The organism is Sinisalibacter aestuarii (assembly GCF_027923545.1).
Taxonomy (GTDB): domain Bacteria; phylum Pseudomonadota; class Alphaproteobacteria; order Rhodobacterales; family Rhodobacteraceae; genus Sinisalibacter; species Sinisalibacter aestuarii.
Genome location: NZ_BROH01000015.1, coordinates 21,865 through 43,204, shown reverse-complemented (window position 1 = coordinate 43,204; position 21,340 = coordinate 21,865). Strand labels below are relative to the sequence as shown.

23 protein-coding genes and 1 other RNA gene are annotated in these 21,340 nt (G+C 66.8%); 12 read left to right on the top strand and 12 right to left on the bottom strand.

Going from position 1 to position 21,340, the window contains the following annotated elements:
* Window positions 1–13: 13 nt before the first annotated feature.
* From QMG28_RS18665 to QMG28_RS18635, 7 genes are all read right to left on the bottom strand, one after another.
* Window positions 14–733, bottom strand: coding sequence for an alanyl-tRNA editing protein (locus QMG28_RS18665; protein ID WP_281843754.1), 720 nt, complete (start codon window positions 731–733; stop codon window positions 14–16).
* Window positions 726–3,302, bottom strand: coding sequence for a DUF3772 domain-containing protein (locus tag QMG28_RS18660; protein ID WP_281843753.1), 2,577 nt, complete (start codon window positions 3,300–3,302; stop codon window positions 726–728). Before QMG28_RS18660 ends, QMG28_RS18665 begins: the two co-directional genes overlap by 8 nt.
* Before the next feature lie 4 nt (window positions 3,303–3,306).
* Window positions 3,307–4,341, bottom strand: coding sequence for a cysteine synthase A (locus QMG28_RS18655; RefSeq protein ID WP_281843752.1), 1,035 nt, complete (start codon window positions 4,339–4,341; stop codon window positions 3,307–3,309).
* Window positions 4,342–4,491: 150 nt separating this feature from the next.
* Complete coding sequence (locus tag QMG28_RS18650; RefSeq protein ID WP_281843751.1) at window positions 4,492–5,622, bottom strand: NUDIX domain-containing protein; 1,131 nt, start codon at window positions 5,620–5,622, stop codon at window positions 4,492–4,494.
* Window positions 5,619–6,089 carry a TrgA family protein gene (locus QMG28_RS18645; protein ID WP_281843750.1) on the bottom strand — a complete coding sequence of 157 codons (471 nt, stop codon included), beginning with the start codon at window positions 6,087–6,089 and terminating at the stop codon, window positions 5,619–5,621. The genes QMG28_RS18650 and QMG28_RS18645 overlap by 4 nt, the downstream gene beginning before the upstream one ends.
* 39 nt (window positions 6,090–6,128) lie before the next feature.
* Complete coding sequence (locus QMG28_RS18640) at window positions 6,129–7,553, bottom strand: cryptochrome/photolyase family protein (RefSeq protein WP_281843749.1); 1,425 nt, start codon at window positions 7,551–7,553, stop codon at window positions 6,129–6,131.
* A gap of 6 nt (window positions 7,554–7,559) precedes the next feature.
* Window positions 7,560–8,780 carry an aminotransferase class V-fold PLP-dependent enzyme gene (locus QMG28_RS18635; RefSeq protein ID WP_281843748.1) on the bottom strand — a complete coding sequence of 407 codons (1,221 nt, stop codon included), beginning with the start codon at window positions 8,778–8,780 and terminating at the stop codon, window positions 7,560–7,562.
* Between the two features lie 141 nt (window positions 8,781–8,921).
* Here QMG28_RS18635 and QMG28_RS18630 point away from each other — a divergent pair, with 141 nt between their 5' ends.
* Window positions 8,922–9,668 carry a phytochelatin synthase family protein gene (locus tag QMG28_RS18630; RefSeq protein WP_281843747.1) on the top strand — a complete coding sequence of 249 codons (747 nt, stop codon included), beginning with the start codon at window positions 8,922–8,924 and terminating at the stop codon, window positions 9,666–9,668.
* Window positions 9,669–9,814: 146 nt separating this feature from the next.
* The gene (locus QMG28_RS18625; protein ID WP_281843746.1) at window positions 9,815–10,300 is read left to right on the top strand and encodes an Hsp20/alpha crystallin family protein; all 486 of its coding nucleotides are present in this window, start codon (window positions 9,815–9,817) and stop codon (window positions 10,298–10,300) included.
* Between the two features lie 57 nt (window positions 10,301–10,357).
* Here the strand turns inward: QMG28_RS18625 and QMG28_RS18620 are convergent, their stop codons facing one another.
* The 3 genes from QMG28_RS18620 to QMG28_RS18610 form a co-directional block, all read right to left on the bottom strand.
* Window positions 10,358–11,995 carry a BCCT family transporter gene (locus QMG28_RS18620; protein WP_281843745.1) on the bottom strand — a complete coding sequence of 546 codons (1,638 nt, stop codon included), beginning with the start codon at window positions 11,993–11,995 and terminating at the stop codon, window positions 10,358–10,360.
* 46 nt (window positions 11,996–12,041) lie between these two features.
* Window positions 12,042–12,458 carry a universal stress protein gene (locus tag QMG28_RS18615; RefSeq protein ID WP_281843744.1) on the bottom strand — a complete coding sequence of 139 codons (417 nt, stop codon included), beginning with the start codon at window positions 12,456–12,458 and terminating at the stop codon, window positions 12,042–12,044.
* A 215-nt stretch (window positions 12,459–12,673) separates the two neighbouring features.
* Window positions 12,674–13,666, bottom strand: coding sequence for an MDR family oxidoreductase (locus QMG28_RS18610; protein WP_281843743.1), 993 nt, complete (start codon window positions 13,664–13,666; stop codon window positions 12,674–12,676).
* A 79-nt stretch (window positions 13,667–13,745) separates the two neighbouring features.
* On the opposite strand from QMG28_RS18610, the gene QMG28_RS18605 reads away from it, so the two are divergent.
* From QMG28_RS18605 to typA, 10 genes are all read left to right on the top strand, one after another.
* Window positions 13,746–14,027: a hypothetical protein gene (locus QMG28_RS18605; protein ID WP_281843742.1), complete on the top strand. Its 282-nt coding sequence runs from the start codon at window positions 13,746–13,748 to the stop codon at window positions 14,025–14,027.
* A gap of 50 nt (window positions 14,028–14,077) precedes the next feature.
* Window positions 14,078–14,428: a transfer-messenger RNA gene (gene ssrA, locus QMG28_RS18600) on the top strand.
* A gap of 79 nt (window positions 14,429–14,507) precedes the next feature.
* Window positions 14,508–14,984: an SspB family protein gene (locus tag QMG28_RS18595; RefSeq protein WP_281843741.1), complete on the top strand. Its 477-nt coding sequence runs from the start codon at window positions 14,508–14,510 to the stop codon at window positions 14,982–14,984.
* A 77-nt stretch (window positions 14,985–15,061) separates the two neighbouring features.
* Window positions 15,062–16,456, top strand: coding sequence for a class II fumarate hydratase (gene fumC / locus QMG28_RS18590; protein ID WP_281843740.1), 1,395 nt, complete (start codon window positions 15,062–15,064; stop codon window positions 16,454–16,456).
* 115 nt (window positions 16,457–16,571) lie between these two features.
* Entirely contained in the window at window positions 16,572–16,745 is a 174-nt protein-coding gene (locus QMG28_RS18585) for a DUF4169 family protein (protein ID WP_281843739.1), read from the top strand.
* The gene (locus QMG28_RS18580; protein WP_281843738.1) at window positions 16,742–16,966 is read left to right on the top strand and encodes a ribbon-helix-helix domain-containing protein; all 225 of its coding nucleotides are present in this window, start codon (window positions 16,742–16,744) and stop codon (window positions 16,964–16,966) included. The genes QMG28_RS18585 and QMG28_RS18580 overlap by 4 nt, the downstream gene beginning before the upstream one ends.
* 95 nt (window positions 16,967–17,061) lie before the next feature.
* Window positions 17,062–17,391 carry an SMR family transporter gene (locus QMG28_RS18575; protein ID WP_281843737.1) on the top strand — a complete coding sequence of 110 codons (330 nt, stop codon included), beginning with the start codon at window positions 17,062–17,064 and terminating at the stop codon, window positions 17,389–17,391.
* A gap of 70 nt (window positions 17,392–17,461) precedes the next feature.
* Window positions 17,462–18,076 (top strand): YitT family protein, encoded by a 615-nt coding sequence (locus QMG28_RS18570; RefSeq protein ID WP_281843736.1) that lies wholly within the window; start codon window positions 17,462–17,464, stop codon window positions 18,074–18,076.
* A gap of 45 nt (window positions 18,077–18,121) precedes the next feature.
* Window positions 18,122–18,736 carry a YitT family protein gene (locus QMG28_RS18565; RefSeq protein ID WP_281843735.1) on the top strand — a complete coding sequence of 205 codons (615 nt, stop codon included), beginning with the start codon at window positions 18,122–18,124 and terminating at the stop codon, window positions 18,734–18,736.
* 114 nt (window positions 18,737–18,850) lie between these two features.
* Complete coding sequence (gene typA, locus QMG28_RS18560; RefSeq protein WP_281843734.1) at window positions 18,851–20,671, top strand: translational GTPase TypA; 1,821 nt, start codon at window positions 18,851–18,853, stop codon at window positions 20,669–20,671.
* A 16-nt stretch (window positions 20,672–20,687) separates the two neighbouring features.
* Here typA and QMG28_RS18555 read toward each other — a convergent pair whose 3' ends face one another.
* Together QMG28_RS18555 and QMG28_RS18550 are read right to left on the bottom strand one after the other, a co-directional pair.
* Complete coding sequence (locus QMG28_RS18555) at window positions 20,688–21,035, bottom strand: DMT family protein (protein ID WP_281843733.1); 348 nt, start codon at window positions 21,033–21,035, stop codon at window positions 20,688–20,690.
* Window positions 21,036–21,051: 16 nt separating this feature from the next.
* The gene (locus tag QMG28_RS18550) at window positions 21,052–21,339 is read right to left on the bottom strand and encodes a DUF1330 domain-containing protein (RefSeq protein WP_281843732.1); all 288 of its coding nucleotides are present in this window, start codon (window positions 21,337–21,339) and stop codon (window positions 21,052–21,054) included.
* Between the last annotated feature and the right edge of the window lies 1 nt (window position 21,340).

Below are 21,340 nucleotides of genomic sequence, written 5' to 3'. Positions count from 1 at the left end.
CCGCCATCCGTTCCTATTCCGCGAGGTGGATGTTGACGCGGCGGTTGAGGCGGCCTTTCTTCTCCAGCTTGCCGATGCGCACCGGGCCGATCTCGACGGTGCGCGCCACATGGGTGCCGCCGCAGGGCTGCAGGTCGACCTGCTCCGCCTCGGTGCCGATCCGCACCAGCCGCACCCGGCCCGCGCCGCGCGGCGGCTGAACCGACATCGTCTTCACCAGCCCCGGATTGGCGTCGAGCTCGGCATCGGTGATCCAGTCGGTCGTCACCGCCAGATCGCGTGCGATCAGGGCGTTCAACGCTGCCTCAACCCCGTCCTTGTCGTCAATCGGGTCTTCCATCGCGAAATCGAGCCGGCTCTTCTCGGCGCCGATCGCCCCGCCGGTCACCGGAAACGGCAGCACCACCGACAGCAGATGCAGCGCCGTATGCATCCGCATGTGGCGGCTGCGCATATCCCAGTCGATAAGCTGTTCCACCTCGGCGCCCACGGGCGGCAGCGCAGTACCCTCCTGCGGCACCAGCACGATGTCGTCGCCCTCGCCCTTCACACAGGTGGCCACTGCCATCTCGCCGCCCTCCCAGCGCAGCCAGCCCCGGTCGCCGGGCTGGCCGCCGCCTGTGGGATAGAAAACGCTCCGGTCAAGCACCACGCCGCCGCTTTCGGTCTGCGCCGTCACGCGCGCGCCGGCGGCACGCAGATAGGCATCGTCGCGATACAGGGGGTCAGTCATCTTCGCTGTCTTCCTTGCCGTATCCGTGGGTATCCTGCATGTCCTCGACATCAAGCTGGGCGCGCGCGGCGGCGGTATCGGTCTCGTCCGGCCGGGCGGCGGGCTTGCGGCGGGCTTTCGGTTTCGGCGCGGCAGGCGGCGGGGCGACCGCGCCTGCCAGCACCTCGGGGTTGCGCAGCCAGATATCGCGCTGCGCGAAGGGAATTTCGATCCCCTCTTCGGCAAAGCGCCGGGCGATTTCGTGGTTCATTTCGGAATGCACCGCGAGCTTGAAATTCACATCGCGCAGGATCGCCCGGATCTCGAAATTCAGGCTGTCGGCCCCGAATTCCATGAAGAAGACCGAGGGCGGCGGATTCACCGTGACCAGCGGGTGATTATTGGCGATCTCCCTGAGGATGTCCTCGACCTTCTTGGTATCGGTGCCATAGGCGACACCGACCGGCACGATCACCCGGCCAACGGAATTGCCGCGCGTGTAGTTGGTGACCACGCCCGAGATCAGATCGGAGTTGGGCAGGATCACATCGGTGCGGTCGAAGGTCTCGATCCGGGTCGAGCGCACCGAGATATCGCGCACGAAGCCCATCTGCCCGCCAACCTCGATCCAGTCGCCCTTGCTGATCGGCCGTTCGATCAACAGGATGATGCCGGAGACGAAGTTCGACACGATATTCTGCAGGCCGAAACCGATGCCCACCGAGAGCGCGCCGGCGACGATGGCGAAAGCCGAGAGGTTGATCCCCGCAGAGGTGATGGCGACGAGCGCCGCGACGAAGATGCCGACATAGCCGATGCCGGAGCTGATCGCGTTCTGGCCGCCGATATCGAGGCGGGTTTTGGGCAGAACCGTGCTCTTCAGCGTGCCCTGCACCAGCCGGGTGGCGGCATAGCCGATGGCGAAGACGATGGCGAAGGTGATCAGGTCGGACAGTGCGATCACCGTATCTCCGATGGTGACGCCCTGGCCGATCGTCGTCCAGAGTTCGGTGAGATCGGTCACTCGCGCGCCCCAGAACAGCGCCAGCACCGGGATCGCCAGCAGCGCGACGACGAAGCTTGCCAGAACCGGCACCAGCGCTTCCTGTGCCTGGGCCTGATCGGCCCTGACAACAAGCGCGTAGAGATCGACGAAGAAGTGATGCAGCGCGAGCACGACGCCAATCAGCCCGAGCGACATCACGGTCGGAATCAACATCCGGTCGCCGAGCCCGGTATAGCCGATCGCCACGGCGACCGGCCCCAACACGCCCACGATCTTCAGCAAAAGCCCCACGAACCCGGCGCTGCGGGCGAGAAATCCGCCGCCCTCTTCGCCCTCGCCGGTTACCTCGCGCGCATGGCGGCGCAGGATCTGGCCGAGACGGAATTGCAGAAAGGCCACCGCGCCGAGCACCGGAAACAGCAAGACCGCGCGGCTGCCATCGGAATAGCTCTCATACTCCATCACCCGCTGCAGGACGGCATAGAGGCCCAGCAGGAAGCCGAGCGTCGCGCTGTAAAGCCGCGCTTCGGTGCGCCTGGCCGGCGTCAGATCGAACACCTGCCAATCCGCACCGGGCTGACCGAACACCCGGTTGCCGATCCAGCGCGCGGTGAAGAACAGCAGCCCCGCTCCCGGCAGCGTGTCGGCCACAAGCTGGGCGCGCAGGCCGAGCGCGCCGGTCAGCCGCAGCGCCTCCATCAGCGCGACGAGGCCGAAGAACGGCAGGAGCACCTGCCCGAGAGACAGGATGAAGCTCCAGACGTCGAGCGTCGCGCCGCTGCCGCGCTCGCGCATCTTGACACCAACCCGCATCACCCAGATGCGGCCCCGCACCAGCAGCACCAGCGCCAGCACCGCCAGCACCAGCGCGGCGGGCAGGTTCTTGCGCAATTCGGCCCGCTGGGTCTCGGTCTGCCAGGACGAGGTGACACCGGCCCAGCTCAGGTTGAAGGTGGTCAGCAGCTCCTCGGCCGCCTTGCCCCAGAGCGCCGGGTTCAGCGGCGTCGGCCCGAGGGCAAAAAGCGCGTCGGTCTGGCGCGCGCGCAAGGTGCTGTCGATCTGGTTGATCAGCGCATTGGCCCGCGCAAGGGCAAGCTCGGCCGCTTTGACCGGCGCCTGCGCCTCTTCAAGCTGGCGGGTCAGTTCCAGCCGCGTCTCCGAGATCACCACCGGTTCGGTTTCGCCCTCCGCCGGGGCCGGGCCGAGGGTGTTGATCTGGGTCCGCAACGTGGTGATGCGCACCTGATTGTCGGCCCGCGCCCTGGTGAACACTTCGCGCCAGCCCACCAGTTCCGAGCGCAGGTTCTGCAACGCCTGATCCGAGGCCCGCCCGGCCTCGACCGCCTGTTCGGCCCGCACCGCGACCCGTTCCCAGGCCGCGTAGTCGATGGTCGAGGTGGTGGAACCGGGCGCGAGCTGCGCCGCGCCCTCCTCCGCCAAGACCTGCTCCGGCGCGCTCTCGGCCCCGGCGGCGCTTACCGCCGCGCCATCGCCGCCCGCCGCCTCCTGCGCCCGGCCGGTGGACGGCAGGGCGGTAAGGGTCAGGAGCGCGAGAAGCGCCGCGAGGGCGGAAAACCGGCGCATCGGGTCAGACCTCTTCAAACACCTGCGGCAAGGCGGCGGGCGCCCGGTCGAGCCAGCCCGGCACCGGCAGGCCCTTCTCTTTCAGAAAAGCCGGGTTGAACAGCTTCGACTGGTAGCGCGTGCCGTAATCGGCCAGCACCGTCACGATCGTATGGCCCGGCCCCATCTCGCGCGCCATGCGCACCGCGCCGGCGATGTTGATGCCCGAGGAGCCGCCGAGCACCATGCCCTCCTGCTGGGCCAGATCGAAGATATAGGGCAGCGCCTCCTCGTCGGGCACCTGGAAGGCCATGTCGGGGGTGAAGCCCTCAAGGTTTCTGGTGATCCGCACCTGGCCGATCCCCTCTGTGATGGAGCTGCCCTCCATCGCGATCTCGCCGGTGGTGTAATAGCTGTAAAGCCCCGCCCCCATTGGATCGGCGATGGCGAGTTTCACACCCCGGGGCTGCAAGGCCATGCCGATCCCCGCCAGCGTGCCGCCCGAGCCCACCGCGCAGACGAACCCATCGACCTTGCCGCCGGTCTGCTCCCAGATTTCCGGCCCCGTGGACTCGATATGCGCCTGCCGGTTGGCCACGTTGTCGAACTGGTTGGCCCAGACCGCGCCGTTGGGTTCGGTGCGCGCCAGCTCATTCGCCAGCCGCTCGGAATAGCGCACGAAATTGTTGGGGTTGCGGTAGGGTGCTGCGGGCACTTCCACCAGCTCGGCCCCGGCCAGCCGCAGCATGTCTTTCTTTTCCTGGCTCTGCGTCTCGGGGATCACGATCACCGTCCTGAACCCCATCGAAGCACCCACCAGCGCCAGCCCGATCCCGGTATTGCCGGCAGTGCCCTCGACAATGGTGCCGCCGGGCTGCAACTGCCCGCGCGCCACCGCGTCGCGGATGATCCACAGGGCCGCGCGGTCTTTCACCGACTGGCCCGGATTCATGAATTCCGCCTTGCCGTAGATATCGCAGCCGGTGGCCTCGGATACGGCCTTGAGCTTCACCAGCGGCGTGTTGCCGACCAGCTCGGAGAGTGTTTCGCGCTTGTCCATGCCGCTGCCCTTCCACGTTCTGCCGCTCCTGAATGTGTAGGCGGCGCGGGGCGGGAACTCAAGCAGCGCGAACCGCGCAATCGCGTGACATCGGCCCCGATTTGCCAGCGGTCATGGGAGGGCGTTCCGGCTGCCTGCATGCCGGGTATCCTAACCCCGCCACAGCTTCTCGCGAAACATCTCCAGCCAGTAGAGCGACAGGATCAGCGGCCCCGTCGCCACCTCGCCGCTCGCCACCAGCGCCATGATCTCTTCGCGCGGGATCAGGTGGGTACGGATATCCTCGTGCTCATCGTCCATCCCGCCCAACTCGCCACCCCGGCCCGAAAGCTGCGCCTCGGCGACGAAGGAATAGACGAATTCGCTCACCGCGCCGGGGCTCGGGTAGTAATCGGCGATCCGGTGCAGCCGGCCGAGCGCAAGCCCCGCCTCCTCCATCGCCTCGCGCCGCACGCAGGCTGCCGGGTCTTCGCCCGGATCGACCCGGCCGGCGATCGGCTCCAGCGTCCAGGGCCGGGGATCGCCGCGAAAGAACGGCCCGGCGCGGAACTGCTCCACCACCAGCACCGCATCGAGCTCGGGATCCCAGGGCAGAACCGTCGCCGCATCGCCGCCGACGAAGCCGGCCCGGCGCACCGGGGCGCTCATCGCACCGTCGAAGCGGCGATAGCGCAAATCGTGGTCCTGCAGACTGAAATAGCCGGTATGGGGGTGGCGCGCCTGCTCGACGGCAACGTCGCGCTCGGTGCTGTAATCCACCCGGCGCACATGGCCTGCGATGCGCGCCTGTGCCCGGAGCGCCGTGGCGGCGCGCTGCTTCATCATCTCCCAGCGCGCGGCGAGCGACGCGCCCCGGCCACGCTCCTGCTCGAAGACGGCCATTGCCTCCTCGGCGGCCCGCAGCCAGACCGGCGCATGAGCACCAACCCAATCGTCCAGCGACCAGGGCGCGCCGGGCGTGAGCCTGCCATCCGGCATATAGACCCGCGCCGCCACCGCCCCGCGCCCGTCGACGGCCACACGGACCTCTTCGAGCCGGTAGCCGAACCCGCCCTCGAACCAGTTGGCCCGCGCCTCGGCCCCGGCCTCGATCCCGTCAACGACGATCCCCAGCGTCACACCCGCGGCATCGGGCACGATCACCGGATAGTCGCTCCCCTCGGCCCAATGCACCGAATAGCCCGCGAGCCGGGCTTCGTTCACCGTATGACCGAGCCCGAGCACCGCTTCACGCAGGGGCGCATGGCACAGCGTGCCATAGAAAAACAGTGGCAGGCTCACCGGAAGCGCCGGGCGACCCAGGCGGTCAGCACGCCGGCCAGCGCGCCACCGATCACCAGCGCGCCGATCACGTCAGGCTGCATCTGGTCGCGCACATATTCCATCGCGATCTTCATCATGTCTTCCAGCGCTTCGACCGGGCCGCCATAGCGCACGCGGGTGGCGCGGCGGACCATCTCGAAGCCCGCGAAAGACAGCAGCACCCAGAATACCAGCAGCGCCGCGCCGACAAGGCCGACGCCAAGCGGCTTGCCGCTGCCCTCCTGGATTTTCCGGCCCGTCCAGATCCATCCGACGATCACGCCCCAGAGCGCCATGACCGGCGCGAACAGCCCCACCGGCTGCCCCTCGGGCAGATAGGCGGTGGCGAGGGTGGCCACACCCCAGCCGAGCGCCGCCATGAGCACGGCAGCAACGAGACGCGCGGTTGTCGGCATCTGCTCTTCCTCCAGCTTGTCTGGCGGCATTCTCGGCAGCAGGCCCGCCGCACGCAAGGGCGAAATGCCTCAGCCGCCGCGATGGGCCGCATAGGCCGCCAGCGCCCGTGCCCGGCCTTCGGCGAGGTCGACCACCGGATCGGGATAGGCGGCGGCGGGGCTGAGCCGCCACCGGCGTGGCACCGCATCGAAATAGCGCAGCGCCGTTTCGGGCGGATGCGCCTGCCCCTCGGCGATCCAGCGGGCACGGTAGGCGCCGTCGGGATCGAACTTTTTCGCCTGCGTCGCCGGGTTGAACACCCGGAAATAGGGGGCGGCATCCGGCCCCGACCCCGCCACCCATTGCCAGCCCATCGCGTTCGAGGCCGGGTCCCAGTCGGTCAGATGTTCGGCAAACCAGTCCAGCCCGATCCGCCAATGTGTCAGCAGGTGCTTGGTGAGGTAGCTCGCCACGATCATCCGGGCGCGGTTATGCATCTTGCCGGTGACATACATTTCGCGCATCGCCGCATCCACCAGCGGCTCGCCGGTGCGCCCCTGCTGCCAGGCCAGCACCTCCGGCGCCTCCGGGTCGCCGCGCCACGGGAAGCTGTCCCACTCCGCACGCCAGTTGCCGGTGACCAGCGCGGGGAAATGAAACATCAGGTGGTAGGCGAAGTCGCGCCAGGCCAGTTCGCGCAGAAAATCCTCCGCCCCCGCCGCGCCCTCGTTCAGCGCCCGCCAGCCGGCGGCCCAGATCTGGCGCGGGCCGATCTCGCCCCAGGCAAGGTTTTCCGACAGGCCGGAGGTCGCCGCCTGCGCCGGGTAATCGCGCCCTGCGCCGTAGTCTGCGATCCGCTCATGGAGAAACCGCTCCAGCCGCGCCGCCGCGCCCGCCTCGCCGGGGCACTGGTGCGCGGCAACGATCGGCGCGCCCCGGTTCATCGCCGCGCCGAGCCGCCACGCGGCCAGTTCATCGCTCCGGGGCCAGGCCTGCGGCGGCGCGAGGCGCCGGGGCGCGTCGAGCGGTACGCCGGGATGGCGCGCGCGCACCGCCTTCCAGAACGGGGTGAACACCCGGTATGGCCCGCCCTGCCCGGTAGCCACTCTCCACGGCTCAAAGAGCACATGACCGGGAAAGCTCTCGGCCCGCACCCCGCGCGCCGTCAGCGCCGCCTTCACGGCGGTATCGCGCGCGATGCTGGCTGGATCGTAAAGGCGCGTCCAGTAAACCGCGTTCGCCCCGGTCTCGGCGATAAGCGCCGCCAGCGTTTCCTCTGCCGGTCCCGCCCGCAGCGTGAGGCGGCTCTGCAGAGCGCCCAGCCCCTCCGCCAAAGCCACCAGCGCAAGACCCAATCGGAACCGCGCCGCCGCGCCCAGCCCATCGACACTGTCGTCGCGGATGAAAACCGGGATCACCGGCTGGCCGGTGGCGATTGCCGCCCGCAGGGCCGGATGGTCGGCCAGCCGCAAATCGCGGCGCAGCCAGAGCAGAACGGGCGGCGTGCCGTGCATCGGTGCTCAGAGCACCGCGTCGAGCGCGTCGATCAGCTTCGCCACTTCCGCCTCGGAGGTGTAATGCACGAAGGAGAGCCGCAGCACGCCCTGATCGGGGTCGATCCCGAGGCCGGTCAGCGGGCGGTGGCCGTAAAAGTCGCCGCCTCCCGCCATGATCCCGTGATCGGCCAGCGCCGCTGCCACCGGCTCCGGCGCCCGGTGCAGATCGACGGCCACGGTCGGGGCGCGCGCGCCGGCCTCGCGCGCGCCGATCAGCCGCAGATCGTTGCGCGCGGCAAGGTAGTCGAGCAGCGGCTGGAGTAGCGTCACCTCCTGCGCGCGCATCAGATCATGCGCCTTACGCGCCGCGCCCGCCCCCGTCTGCGGCCCGCCATGACGGGCCGAAAGCGCCTCGATGTAATCCGCCATCCCCGCGCTTGCCGCCACCTGCGCGTGATCCGGCCCCGCCGGGGTGAAGCGCTTGTAAAGCACGCCCGCATTGAAGTGATGCGCCTGGTTCGGCAGCACGTCACCGAGCGCGCGGCGGATCACCATCATGCCCTGATGCGGCCCATAGGTCTTGTAGGCGGAAAACAGATAGATATCCGGCCCCAGCGCCCCCACATCGGGCAGGCCATGCGGTGCATAGCTCACCCCGTCGACACAGACGAATGCACCGGCGGCATGGGCACGCGCGGTGATTGCGGCCACGTCGTTGATCTCGCCGACGATGTTGGAGACATGCGGAAAGACGACAAGCCGCACCTTCTCGTCCAGCAGATCGTCGAGCCGGTCCGGGTCGAGATGCCCCGTCTCGGCGTCGATCCGCCATTCGCGCAGCTCTATCCCCGCCTCGGCCAGCCGCCGCCAGGGGCCGGAATTGGCCTCGTGATCCTGATTGGTCACCACGATCGCCTCGCCGGGCTGCAGCATCTGGCGGAACGCCTGCGCCAGCACATAGGTGTTCTGCGTGGTCGAGGGGCCGAAGGAAAGTTCATCATTCTCCACCCCCAGCATCGCCGCCAGCCGGGCGCGGGCCTCGTCCATCTCGGCGCCGCCAAGGCGGCTGGCCTCGTAAGGCGCATAGGGCTGCACCTTGCGTTCGCGGTAGAACCGCGTGAGCCGGTCGATCACCGGGGCGCAGGCATAGCTGCCGCCGGCATTCTCGAAGAAGGCCTGCCCCGCCAGCGAAGGCTCCGAAAACGCGGGGAATTGCGCCCGCACCCAGTCCATATCCAAGCTCATTGCGCTCTCCTTGCCGACTCGCCCGCCAGCCTAGGCGCGCGCGCGCGGCCCGTCCATGTCGCTAAATTTCGCTTGCGGGCGGCCCGGGTTGGGCGACTATGGCCTGCCGGCCCGGTGCCGGTTTTTTCTTGGAGACAGATCATGCGCAGAATGCTTGCGCTCCTCGCCTGCGTCGCGGCCGGTCCGGTTCTGGCGCAGGACGGTGATGCCTTGCCGAAACTCGGCCCCAACGCCACCCCGGTCACCGACGCGACCGATTACCTCCGCCAAAGCCCGGCCCCGGATTACTGGGCTTTCGCCTCTTTCGTAAAACCGCAATACACCACCTCCGCCTGTTCCATCGCCGCCGTCACCGCCGCGGTGAACGGGCTGAACGGGTTGCCCGCCAATGCCGAAGACACGGTGCTGACCCAGCCCGGCCTGCTCGACCTGGTCGGCTCGGATGAGTGGACGGCGCTGTCCGCCGAAGGCGGCGACGGCGTGCGCTTCGACCAGCTTGTGAGCTTCACCGAAGCCGCGGTGGCCAGCCTCGCGATGGCGGGCACCCGCGTCGAAAGCTTCCAGCCGCAAGCCGCGACGGCGGAGACCCTCGCCACGCTGCGCGACTGGCTGGCCGCCAACGAGGCCAGCGCCGACGATGCCCTGCTGGTCTATTTCAACCAGGGCGTGGTGACCGGCGACTGGGATGGCCCGCATGTTTCGGTGATCGGCGCGTATGACGCCGCCGCCGACACGGTGCTGATCCTCGAAGTCGACCAGGAATGGTATATCCCCTACTGGACCCCGGTGCCGGTGCTGCTCGACGCGATGGTCAAACCCACCGGCGCCGAGCACGGGGTGCTCGAAGGCGAAACCGGCGGGTTCGTCCGCATCGCCAGGGCCGACTGACCCACCCGTGCCACCCGGCTTGGGGGACCGTCCCCAAGCCGGTTTTTTTGTGCGCCGGCCCGATGCTGTTGACGGCGATCAAGGCAACGACTCGGGATGAGTGGTAGATCACTTCTGTTGTTGGCCACTCGATACAGGAGGGTTCGATGACAAACAAACGTGACTGGCTCCCGACGATGTGGAGCGATTGGGGCGAAGACGAGAAAAGCCCGTTCTACGCCCTGCGCAGGCAGATCGACAGCCTGATCGAAGATTTCGACCGGGGCGAGTTGATGAAAGGCGAGTTTCGGATGCGCACCAATGTGAGCGAGACCGAAACCGGGATTCGCATCACCGCCGATCTGCCGGGGATCGACCGCGACGATCTCGATATCGAGATCAGTGGCGACACGATCACGATCCGCGGCGACAAGGTGGCTGAGGAAGAAACGACCGATGACGATGAGGGCCGTGAATATCACCGGCTCGAACGGCGCACCGGCTCGTTCCGCCGCACCACCCGCCTGCCGTTCGAGATCGACCCCGACACAGTGCAGGCCGACATGAAAAACGGCGTGCTCACCGTGACGATCCCGAAACCGGCCGGGGCGAAGCGCCCGGCGCACAAGGTCGAGATCAAGACCGCCGCATAGCGGACTGATACGGCACGAAAACGCCCGCCCGCGGAAACGCCGCGGGCGGGCGCTGTTTTACGCCCCGCGTTTCTCGGCCTGAAGCCCGCGGATGATCGCCCAGCACATCAGCAAGAGCACCAGCGTGAACGGCAGTCCGGTGGAGATCACCATTGCCTGAAGGCTCGAAAGCCCGCCGCCGAGCAACAGCGCGATCGCCACGGCGCCCTCGAAGATCGCCCAGAACACCCGCTGCGGCACCGGCGCGTCGACCTTGCCGCCGGCGGTGATCGTGTCGATCACCAGCGAGCCGGAATCCGACGAGGTGACGAAGAACACCACCACGAGGATGATCCCGACAAACGAGGTGATCGCGGTGAGCGGCAGTTCCTTCAGCATCTCGAAAAGCTTCAGCTCCAGCGGCGCGTTCATCACCGCCTCATAGCCGGTCTGCACATATTGCTGGATCGCGGTGCCGCCGAAAACGGTCATCCAGAGCACGCAGACGAGCGAGGGCACCAGCAGCACGGCGATGATGAATTCGCGCACGCTGCGGCCCCGGCTGACGCGGGCGATGAACATGCCCACGAAGGGCGACCAGGAGATCCACCAGGCCCAGTAGAAGGCCGTCCAGCCTTGCGAGAAGTTCAGGTCTTCGCGGCCCACCGGGTTGGCGAGCGCCGGCAGATACTCGATATAGGCGACGAGGCTGGAGCCGAAGCCGGTGAGAATGGCGAGCGTCGGCCCGGCCAGCAGCACGAAGGCGAGCAGCAGGAAGGCCAGCCCCATATTGATCTCGGAGAGCACCTTGACCCCACCGTCGAGCCCGCGCACCACCGAGATCAGCGCCACCGAGGTGATGGCGGTGATCAGGATCACCTCCGTGGTCGGCCCCACCGGAATGCCGAACAGCATGTTGAGCCCGGCATTGGCCTGCGTCGCGCCGAAGCCGAGCGACGTGGCAAGACCAAACAGCGTGGCGAACACCGCCAGCGTGTCGATCACATGGCCGACCCAGCCCCAGACGCGGTCGCCGAAGATCGGGTAGAAGGCCGAGCGAATGGTGAGCGGCAGGCCCTTGTTATAGCTGAACAAAGCCAGAGCCAGGGCCACCACGGCATAGATCGCCCAGGGGTGCAGGCCCCAGTGGAAGATCGTCGCCGCCATGCCCAGCCGGATCGCCTCGGCCTCGTTGCCCGCCGCCGCGCCAAGCGGCGCCCAGTCGGTGCGCACGCCGCCCTCCTCGGTGACCCCGCCGAGCGCGGTGGAAAAATGGCTCATCGGTTCGGACACGCCGTAGAACATGAGGCCAATCCCCATGCCGGCGGCAAACAGCATCGCAAACCAGCCGATATAGCTGTAATCGGGCCGCGCATCGGCCCCGCCCAGCCGCACCCCGCCCCATGGACTGACGATCAGGAACAGGCAGAACAGCACGAAGATGTCGGCCGCACCGAGGAAGAACCAGTCGAACTGAGCGGTGATCGCCGGGCGCAACCAGCCGAAGAAGGCCTCGGCCTGCTCCGGCAGCGCCAGCGCGTAGAACACGAAGGCGATGATCGCGAGCCCCGAAATCAGGAAGACGGGGTTGTGAATGTCGAGGCCGAAAGGCCCGATCGAGGTTTCGATATTGTCCTGACCGATCTCGTACTCGGTCTCGATGATCTGGGCGTGTCCCTCTGGTGCGGGTATGCCCTGGCTGTCTGTGTCGCTCATCGCGATCTCCTTCTCCCTGGCTACTCTTGAATTGTCTCGCGCGGGCTCAGCCGCGCACCACCAGAACCGAGGCGCTGGCATGACCGGCGATCTTGCCGCCATTGGAGGGCCAGACGTAGTCCATCAGCCCCGGGATATGGCTTTGCATCACCACGAGATCGGCCCCGGTCTCGTCGACCGCGCGCAACAGCGCATCGTCCAGATCGGTTGTCGGGTCATGGGCGATGGTGGCATGCGCCGCCGCCTCGATCCCGTGGGCAACGCCCTGTGCCTGCGCGAAGGCGGCGAGCCGGGCTGTGTATTCCTCGGGCGTATGGGCCAGGACGCCGGGCGTATTGGTACCCACCCCCACATAGGTGACCCGGGCGCTCCAGTGCCTGGCAAGGTCGGCGGCGACGCTCAGCGCGTGCCCCAGCCGCTCTTCATGCGCCAGATCGACCGGCACCATGATGTGTCGGAACATGATCTCTCCCCTCTGCGCGGGGTGGATCAGCCCTCGGGACGCCCTGGCGTCGCGCGGGTCGGTCCCCTCGCGTCGTTTTGGCTTCGGGGGGCGATGCAGCGGGCCTGCATCACGTCCGCCCTTGCATCGAGGCTAGCCCATTTTTTGAGCGATCCGCAAAGGTCTGCGGCGAAAAATTTCCAAAAAGCGACATTCAGGGTCGCTTTTGTCTCCGGTCAGGCGTTCACGTCGACAACCACACGGCCCTTGACCTGGCCTTTCAAAATTGCCGCGCCGAGCGCGGGCAGATCGGCCAGCGTTGCGGGCTGGACCATTGCTTCGAGCTTGTCGATCGGCAGATCGCGCGCCACCCGCGCCCAGGCGCGTTTGCGGTTCTCCACCGGCTGCATCACCGAATCGATGCCGAGCAGGTTCACCCCGCGCAGCAGGAAGGGCACCACCGTCGCCGGCAGCGCCGCGCCGCCCGCAAGGCCGACAGCAGCGACGGAGGCACCGTATTTCATCTGCCCCAGCACCCGCGCCAGCATTGCCCCGCCCACGGCATCGACACAGCCCGCCCAGGTCTCGGTTTCCAGCGGGCGCTTCACGGTCTCGGCGAGGTCGGCGCGCGGAACGATCCGCGCCGCGCCCAGGCCCCTGAGATAGCCTTCCTGTTCCGGCCGCCCGGTCACACCCGCCACCTCATAGCCGAGATTGGCCAGGATCGCGGTGGCCACCGAGCCGACGCCGCCCGCCGCGCCGGTGACGAGAACTTCGCCTTTCTCGGGGCTTAGCCCGTGATCTTCAAGCGCCATCACCGCCAGCATCGCGGTGAACCCGGCGGTGCCCACCGCCATCGCCTGAGCCGTGGTCAGCCCCTCGGGCAGCGGCACCAGCCAATCGGCCTTCACCCGCGCCTTCTGGGCATAGCCGCCCCAATGCACCTCGCCCACCCGCCAGCCGGTCAGCACGACCTTGTCGCCGGGCTTGTAGCGGGCGTCGTCGGAGGCTTCGACGGTGCCGGCAAAGTCGATCCCACCAACATGGGGGTAGTTGCGCACCAGCCCGCCGCCCTTGGGCGAAAGGCAGAGCCCGTCCTTGTAATTCACCGTGGAATACTCGACGGCAACGGTCACGTCGCCCGCCGGCAACCGGTCTTCACCGATCTCGCGGATGCTGGCGCTGGCCAGCCCCTCGGCGTCCTGTTCCAGAATAAGTGCTTTGAACATGCGGCCCTCCCGATCCGTTTTGCCACTGATAGAGCGCAGGGGCGCGGAAATGAAGTCTGTTAACCGGCAATTAACCGCAATGAGCGATCGTCGCGGCATGGACAGGCCCAATGCTCCCCCCCTCACGCCGCAAGGCTGGCTCGACGCGCTCTTTGCGTCGAAAGCCGCGCAACGCGGCGAGGTGATCCAGCGCAAGGCGCGCGATATCGAGCGCTATGCCGGCTGGGCGCTGTTTCGCGCCGAGATCGAGCGGCGCGGCTATCGGGCGGTGGAAAACTCCGGTCAGGTGGTGATCTTCTGCAAGCGCGCGGCGGTGCGGCCGCTCTTTTCCACCGAGCTTCAGATCCCGGTTTCTTTCTAAGAAACCGGGCCGAAATCTTAGTAAGATTTCGGCGTTCCACCGGCGGGCTGCCCCTTCACAGCCGCCGCCCCACCCCCTATATTCCCCCTGCCGGGCAACCGGCTATGGACATAAACGCGCTCGTAATAAGCGGATCGGACCCGGGGGCGGTACCCGGCGGCTCCACCAATCACCCTTCGTTGGGGGGACATGGGGCCGAAACAGGATCGACGAACGTCTAAAAGGGTTAGCTTTGTCCCGGTGAGGTACCACCGTTATCGGTCCGAAAAGCATAATTGCCAACGACAATCGTGCTCCGATCGCCCTCGCCGCCTAAGCGGTGCGGAAGATCGAAACTTAAGCCCTTGCGCCTAGCCGCGTAAGGCGGGGTTCGCAGGCACCTGGCAACAGAAGCCTGCACTTCCCCCCACATCCACGCATGCCCTTTTCTTCGCATCCGAATCCCTTATGGTGAGGGCAAAGCTGCCCCGGGAATTCGCGATGTCGCGTTCGATTGATTACGGCAACCTGATGCATGATGCCATGCGTGGCCTGATCCGCCGGGTCTTGTCCGATGTGGCCGAGAACGGCCTGCCCGGCGCGCATCATTTCTTCATCTCCTTCGATACCGGCCACCCGGACGTGGAGCTGGCCGACTGGCTGTCGGACCGCTTTCCCGAGGATATGACCGTGGTCATGCAGCACTGGTTCGAGGATCTCGACGTCGATGAGGACGGCTTTGCCATCACCCTCAATTTCGGCAACAATCCCGAGCGGATGTACATCCCGTTCGACGCGATCCGCACCTTTGTCGACCCCTCCGTCGAGTTCGGCCTGCGGTTCGAGACGCAGGAGAGCGACGAGGCCGGGGAAGATGGCGACGATCCGCTGCCGCCCGCCGGCGGCGATGCCACGCCCGACCAGAGCGGCGACAAGAAAGATGCCGACGTCGTCCGCCTCGACAGCTTCCGCAAATAGCCGTTAGCGTTACCCGCGATTGCGCCGCGCCCTTTGGGGCGTTAAACGGCATGCAAGTGTATACATGGGAGGCCCCGATGACCAAGACCCGCACCGAAACCGACAGCTTCGGCCCCCTCGAGGTGCCCGCCGACAAATACTGGGGGGCGCAGACCCAGCGTTCGCTGATGAATTTCCCGATCGGCTGGGAAAAACAGCCCGTCGCCGTGATCCGCGCCCTTGGCGTGATCAAGCAGGCCTGCGCCGAGGCCAATAAAGAGGCCGGCGCGCTGGACGCGACCATCGCCGATGCGATCATCGCCGCCGCCGGCGAGGTGATCGAAGGCAGGTTCGACGACAATTTCCCGCTCGTCGTCTGGCAGACCGGCTCGGGCACCCAATCGAACATGAACGCCAATGAGGTGATCGCCAACCGCGCCATCGAGATCCTCGGCGGCGTGATCGGCTCGAAAGATCCGGTCCACCCGAACGACCATTGCAATATGGGCCAATCGTCGAACGACACCTTCCCGACCGCGATGCATATCGCCGCCGCAACCTCGGTGCGCGACGTGCTGATGCCGGGGCTGGACAAACTCGCCGCCGGGCTGGAAGCCAAATCCGCCGAATTCGCCGATATCATCAAGATCGGCCGCACCCATACGCAGGATGCCACGCCGCTGACGCTGGGCCAGGAATTCTCGGGCTACGCGATGCAGATCCGCAATGGCATCAAGCGCATCGAGGCGGCGATGCCGGGGATCTACGAGTTGGCCCAGGGCGGCACCGCCGTCGGCACCGGGCTCAACACCCGGCCGGGCTGGGGCGAGGACGTGGCCGCCAACATGGCGCGCATCACCGGCCTGCCCTTCGTCACCGCGCCCAACAAGTTCGAGGCGCTGGCCGCGCATGACGCGATGGTGTTCCTCTCCGGCGCGCTCGCCACAATGGCCGGCGCCATGTACAAGATCGCCAACGATATCCGCTTCCTCGGCTCCGGCCCGCGCTCGGGCCTCGGCGAGCTGATCCTGCCGGAAAACGAGCCCGGCTCCTCGATCATGCCCGGCAAGGTCAACCCGACCCAGGCCGAGGCGATGACCCAAGTCGCCGCCCATGTGATGGGCAATGACGCCGCGATCAAGTTCGCCGGATCGCAGGGCCATTTCGAGCTTAACGTCTACAACCCGATGATGGCCTATAACCTCTTGCAGTCGATCCAGCTTCTCGGCGACGTGGCCGACAGCTTCACCGAGCGGATGCTGTCGGGCATTCAGGCCAACGCGGCGCGGATCGACAAGCTGATGAAGGAAAGCCTGATGCTGGTCACAGCCCTCGCCCCCACCATCGGCTACGACAACGCCACCAAGGTGGCCAAGACCGCGCATAAGAACGGCACCACGCTGAAGGAAGAGGCCATCGCGCTCGGCTTCGTCGATGCCGAAACCTTCGACCGGATCGTGCGGCCCGAAGACATGATCGGCCCGAAGGGCTGAGCGGCAGAGGGGGCTCTGCCCCCTCGCCCGTGCCGGGCTCACCCCCGCGGTATTTCCGGAACAGAGAAGAGAAACGGGACTGGTCCGCTCGTCGGCTCGGGCCTATGCTGCGGCCATGTCGAAGGTCACCAACCTCAACCGGTTCCGCAAGCAGAAAGCCCGCGCCGACAAGGCGCGCAAAGGCGATGAGAATGCGGTGAAGTTCGGGCGCAGCAAGGCGCAGAAAGAGCTGGAACGCGCCCGGGCCGAGAAAGCCAGGCGCGATCACGAGGGCCACGAGACAGAATGACCGCCCGCCCCCGCAAGCATTCGCTGACCCTGCGCGGCCACCGCACCAGCGTGTCGCTCGAAGATGCGTTCTGGGATGCCTTCCGCGCCGTCGCCGAGGAACAGGGCAAGGGGATCAACGAGCTCGCCGCCGAGATCGACGAAGCGCGCGGCGTCTCCGCCGGGCTCGCTTCAGCAATCCGGGTTTACGTGCTCGACCATTACCGCAGCCGGGCGGGCTGAGCGAGACGGCGGGGCTGGCCTTCCGCCACCGGCGCGGCTAGCGTGGCGCGGGCGTCACCGCCCTCCCCCAATGTTTCATCCCGACGAGTCCGCCGATGCCCTACCTCATCCTGTTTTTCGCCGTTGTCGCCGAAACCATCGGCACCACCGCCCTGCAGGCGAGCCAGCAATTCACCCGCCTCGCGCCGTCGGCGCTGGTGGTCGTCGCCTATGCGATCAGCTTTGCCCTGCTCGGCTGGGCGCTCAAGTTCATGCCCGTCGGCATCGCCTATGCGATCTGGTCGGGGCTTGGCATCGTGCTCATTGCCGCCATCGGCTTCGTGGTGTTCGGCCAGCGGCTCGATCTGCCCGCCGTCGCCGGGATGGCGATGATCCTTGGCGGCATCCTCGTCATCCACCTGTTTTCGGGCACCGCGCCGCATTAGCGGCCCTCCGGGGCTGGCCTTTTCTGCGTCGCGGCGCTATCTGGCCCGCGTCATCCCCCGCGAGGCCCCCATGCTGCTTCTCTCCGCTCCGCCCGATCAGCACACCAAGCTCGAAGACGCGCTGGCCTTCGTCACCGGCACCGGGCTTGTGGCGCTCTCGGTGCAATTCCTGCAGGCATCGGGGCTGATCACCGGGCAGATCGCCGGGCTTTCGCTGGTGCTCTCCTATGTCTCCGGCTGGTCTTTCGGCCTGGTCTTCTTCCTGCTCAACCTGCCCTTCTACGGCTTCGCGCTGGCCCGGATGGGCTGGCGCTTCACCGTGAAGACCTTTCTTGCCGTCGCGCTGCTCTCGGGCCTGACCGAACTCATGAGCCGGTTCGTCACGCTCGATGTGTCGCATCCCGCCCTTGCCGCGCTCTTTGCCGGGATCACGGCGGGCACCGGCTTGCTGGTGCTGTTTCGTCACGGCGCCACGCTGGGCGGCGTCGGCATCCTCGCGCTTTACATCCAGGACAAGGCCGGCATCCGCGCCGGGATCATCCAGCTCGGCTTCGACCTTATTGTCTTCGTCGTCGCGGTGTTTATCTTCCCGGCCCCCGTCGTGGCCTGGTCGCTGGCCGGCGCGGTGCTGCTGAACCTGCTCATCACCATGAACCACCGGCGCGACCGCTACATCGCCCAGTAGGTCAACCCTCTTGACCTGATCGCGCGGCAGGCGCATATAAGGGTCATGGTTGCTGACCCAAATACCGCCCCGCATTATGCCGTTCATGAAGACGTGCAGGGCCTGCTCGTCGCCTCGCTGCAGGCGGCGCTGGGGATTCACCTGTTGCGCGCGGCGGGGCTGGTGACGGGCGGCACGGCGGGCTTTGCGCTCATCCTCTCCTATCTCGGCGGCTGGTCCTTCGGGCTGACCTTCTTCCTCGTCAACATCCCCTTCTACGCGCTGGCCTACAAGGCGCGCGGCCGGGTGTTCTTCCTCAAATCCCTCGCCACCGTCACCCTCGTCTCGCTGCTCGCCGAGGCGCTGAAGCCGCTCTTCGATGTGGGCGCCATCCACCCCGGCGCGGCAGCGGTGCTGTTCGGCGTTTCCGCCGGCGTCGGCCTGCTTGGCCTGTTTCGCCATTCCGGCAGCCTTGGCGGCGTTTCCATCGTCGCCCTGATCCTGCAGGACCGGTTCGGCATCCGCGCCGGGCTCACCCAGATCCTGCATGACGTAGCTCTGTTTGCCGCCGCCGCCTTCATCCTGCCGCCCGACCGGGTGCTGTGGTCGCTGCTCGGCGCGCTGGTGCTGAATCTGGTGATCGCCTTCAACCACCGGCGCGACTGGTATGTGGTAAGCTGAGCGCAACGCAACCTGCCCCGAAAACCGTTTCACACTTTTCGGATTGCGCTATAGGGCTGGCGTTTCACCCGTGCGCAGGCTATGGCCCCGCGGAACGCGCACAAAGGACGCCCCATGGACCTGAGAAACATCGCCATCATCGCCCACGTCGACCACGGCAAGACCACGCTTGTCGACGAGCTCCTGAAGCAATCGGGGGCGTTTCGCGAAAACCAGGCGGTCGCCGAGCGGGCGATGGATTCCAACGACCTTGAGCGCGAGCGCGGCATCACCATTCTGGCCAAGGCCACCAGTGTTGAGTGGAAAGTCACCCGGATCAACATCGTCGACACCCCCGGCCACGCCGATTTCGGCGGCGAGGTGGAGCGCATCCTGAGCATGGTCGATGGCGTGGTGCTGCTGGTCGATGCCGCCGAAGGGCCGATGCCGCAGACCAAGTTCGTCACCTCGAAAGCGCTCGCCCTCGGCCTGCGCCCCATCGTCGTGCTCAACAAGGTCGACAAGCCCGATGCCGAGCCCGACCGCGCGCTTGACGAGGTGTTTGATCTTTTCGCCAATCTCGGCGCCGATGACGACCAGCTCGATTTCCCGCATCTCTACGCCTCGGGCCGTTCCGGCTGGTGCGACCCGGAGCTGGACGGGCCGCGTAAGGATTTGCACGCGCTGTTCAACCTGATCGTGAACCATGTGCCCGCGCCGCGCCAGATCAAGCATCAGGACGAGGATTTCACCATGCTCGCCACCACCCTCGGGTCGGACCCGTTCGTGGGCCGCATCCTGACCGGGCGTGTCGAAAGCGGCAGGGTGAAGGTGGGCCAGACCGTGCAGGCGCTCAGCCGCATCGGCCAGAAGATCGAGCAATTCCGCGTCACCCGGGTGCAGGCGTTCCGCGGCCTCGGCCAGCAGGATATCGACGAGGGCGTGGCTGGCGATATCGTCTCGCTCGCCGGGATGACCAAGGCCACCGTCGCCGACACGATCTGCGCGCTGGCGGTGGATACGCCGCTCGACGCCCAGCCGATCGACCCGCCGACCATCACCGTCACCTTCGGCATCAATGACAGCCCGCTCGCGGGCCGCGACGGCAAGAAGGTGCAAAGCCGCGTGATCCGCGACCGGCTGATGAAAGAGGCCGAGTCGAACGTCGCCATCAAGATCGCCGACACGCCGGGCGGCGAGGCCTTCGAGGTTTCGGGCCGGGGCGAATTGCAGATGGGCGTGCTGATCGAGAACATGCGCCGCGAAGGGTTCGAACTGTCGATTTCGCGCCCGCAGGTGATCATGCGCGAGGAGAACGGCCAGATCGTCGAGCCGGTCGAGGAAGTGACCATCGACGTGGACGACGAATATTCGGGCGCGGTGATCGAGAAGATCACCGGCGTGCGCAAGGGCGAGCTGGTCGAGATGAAGCCCTCCGGCGCGGGCAAGACCCGGATCGTCGCCCATGTGCCCTCGCGCGGCCTCATTGGCTATCACGGCGAATTCCTCACCGATACGCGCGGCACCGGCGTGCTCAACCGCGTCTTCCACGGCTGGACCCCGCATAAGGGCACCATCGAGGGCCGCCGCCTGGGCGTGCTGATCTCGATGGAAAACGGCGAGGCGGTGGCCTATGCGCTGTGGAACCTCGAAGAGCGCGGGCGGATGTTCATCGAACCGCAGGAAAAGGTTTATACCGGCATGATCATCGGCGAGCACAGCCGCGACAACGATCTCGAGGTGAACCCGCTCAAGGGCAAGAAGCTGACCAACGTGCGCGCGTCTGGCACCGACGAGGCGGTGCGGCTCACCCCGATCTCGCGGATGAGTCTCGAACAGGCGATTGCCTATATCAACGACGACGAGCTTGTCGAAGTCACGCCGAACGCGATCCGGCTGCGCAAGCGCTACCTCGACCCGCACGAGCGCAAGCGGGCGGCGAAGACCGTCGGTTGATCCGGGCCTTCCCGGCTCAGAACGGCCCGCGAAAGACGATGCCCGCGCCGAGCAGGATGAAGGCGAAACCGACCACGTGATTGAGCGTGACCGGCTCCTTCAGCCAGAGCGCGGAAAAGCCCAGGAAGATCGTCAGGCTGACGACTTCCTGGATCGTTTTCAGTTCAGCGGCGGAATAGACCCGGTGCCCGATCCGGTTTGCGGGCACAGCGAGGGTGTATTCGATGAAGGCGATCAGCCAGCTTGCCACGATCACCAGCATCAGCGGGCGATTGGGATAGGCGAGATGGCCATACCAGGCCAGCGTCATGAACAGGTTCGACGCGATCAGCAGCAGGAGCGGCAGCACATGGCTGAGCGTCATGATATGACGGCCCGCCCTATTCGTCGATTTCGACGATCAGCAATTCCCGCTCCGAGGCGCCTCGGGCATGGTCGAGCGCCGCCTGGTATTCCGGGCTGTGATAACAGGCTTCCGCCGCCTCGACCGAGGCAAAGCGCGCCACCACGTTGCGCGGGCGGTCCTTGCCCTCAAGCTGCACGTAGCGCCCGCCACGGGCGATGAAGGTGCCACCATGCTTGGCAACGGCCGGCCCCGCCAGCCTGGCGTATTTGCCATAGGCCTCTTCATCGGTGACGGTCACATGAGCGATCCAGAGCGCGGGCATC

What these genes read in the sequence shown, in the direction of transcription:
- QMG28_RS18665 (WP_281843754.1), bottom strand. Translation starts at nt 733, where the DNA reads ATGACTGACCCCCTGTATCGCGACGATGCCTATCTGCGTGCCGCCGGC.
- QMG28_RS18660 (WP_281843753.1), bottom strand. Translation starts at nt 3,302, where the DNA reads ATGCGCCGGTTTTCCGCCCTCGCGGCGCTTCTCGCGCTCCTGACCCTT.
- QMG28_RS18655 (WP_281843752.1), bottom strand. Translation starts at nt 4,341, where the DNA reads ATGGACAAGCGCGAAACACTCTCCGAGCTGGTCGGCAACACGCCGCTG.
- QMG28_RS18645 (WP_281843750.1), bottom strand. Translation starts at nt 6,089, where the DNA reads ATGCCGCCAGACAAGCTGGAGGAAGAGCAGATGCCGACAACCGCGCGT.
- QMG28_RS18640 (WP_281843749.1), bottom strand. Translation starts at nt 7,553, where the DNA reads ATGCACGGCACGCCGCCCGTTCTGCTCTGGCTGCGCCGCGATTTGCGG.
- QMG28_RS18635 (WP_281843748.1), bottom strand. Translation starts at nt 8,780, where the DNA reads ATGAGCTTGGATATGGACTGGGTGCGGGCGCAATTCCCCGCGTTTTCG.
- QMG28_RS18630 (WP_281843747.1), top strand. Translation starts at nt 8,922, where the DNA reads ATGCGCAGAATGCTTGCGCTCCTCGCCTGCGTCGCGGCCGGTCCGGTT.
- QMG28_RS18625 (WP_281843746.1), top strand. Translation starts at nt 9,815, where the DNA reads ATGACAAACAAACGTGACTGGCTCCCGACGATGTGGAGCGATTGGGGC.
- QMG28_RS18620 (WP_281843745.1), bottom strand. Translation starts at nt 11,995, where the DNA reads ATGAGCGACACAGACAGCCAGGGCATACCCGCACCAGAGGGACACGCC.
- QMG28_RS18615 (WP_281843744.1), bottom strand. Translation starts at nt 12,458, where the DNA reads ATGTTCCGACACATCATGGTGCCGGTCGATCTGGCGCATGAAGAGCGG.
- QMG28_RS18610 (WP_281843743.1), bottom strand. Translation starts at nt 13,666, where the DNA reads ATGTTCAAAGCACTTATTCTGGAACAGGACGCCGAGGGGCTGGCCAGC.
- QMG28_RS18605 (WP_281843742.1), top strand. Translation starts at nt 13,746, where the DNA reads ATGAGCGATCGTCGCGGCATGGACAGGCCCAATGCTCCCCCCCTCACG.
- QMG28_RS18595 (WP_281843741.1), top strand. Translation starts at nt 14,508, where the DNA reads ATGTCGCGTTCGATTGATTACGGCAACCTGATGCATGATGCCATGCGT.
- fumC (WP_281843740.1), top strand. Translation starts at nt 15,062, where the DNA reads ATGACCAAGACCCGCACCGAAACCGACAGCTTCGGCCCCCTCGAGGTG.
- QMG28_RS18585 (WP_281843739.1), top strand. Translation starts at nt 16,572, where the DNA reads ATGTCGAAGGTCACCAACCTCAACCGGTTCCGCAAGCAGAAAGCCCGC.
- QMG28_RS18580 (WP_281843738.1), top strand. Translation starts at nt 16,742, where the DNA reads ATGACCGCCCGCCCCCGCAAGCATTCGCTGACCCTGCGCGGCCACCGC.
- QMG28_RS18575 (WP_281843737.1), top strand. Translation starts at nt 17,062, where the DNA reads ATGCCCTACCTCATCCTGTTTTTCGCCGTTGTCGCCGAAACCATCGGC.
- QMG28_RS18570 (WP_281843736.1), top strand. Translation starts at nt 17,462, where the DNA reads ATGCTGCTTCTCTCCGCTCCGCCCGATCAGCACACCAAGCTCGAAGAC.
- QMG28_RS18565 (WP_281843735.1), top strand. Translation starts at nt 18,122, where the DNA reads ATGGTTGCTGACCCAAATACCGCCCCGCATTATGCCGTTCATGAAGAC.
- typA (WP_281843734.1), top strand. Translation starts at nt 18,851, where the DNA reads ATGGACCTGAGAAACATCGCCATCATCGCCCACGTCGACCACGGCAAG.
- QMG28_RS18555 (WP_281843733.1), bottom strand. Translation starts at nt 21,035, where the DNA reads ATGACGCTCAGCCATGTGCTGCCGCTCCTGCTGCTGATCGCGTCGAAC.
- QMG28_RS18550 (WP_281843732.1), bottom strand. Translation starts at nt 21,339, where the DNA reads ATGCCCGCGCTCTGGATCGCTCATGTGACCGTCACCGATGAAGAGGCC.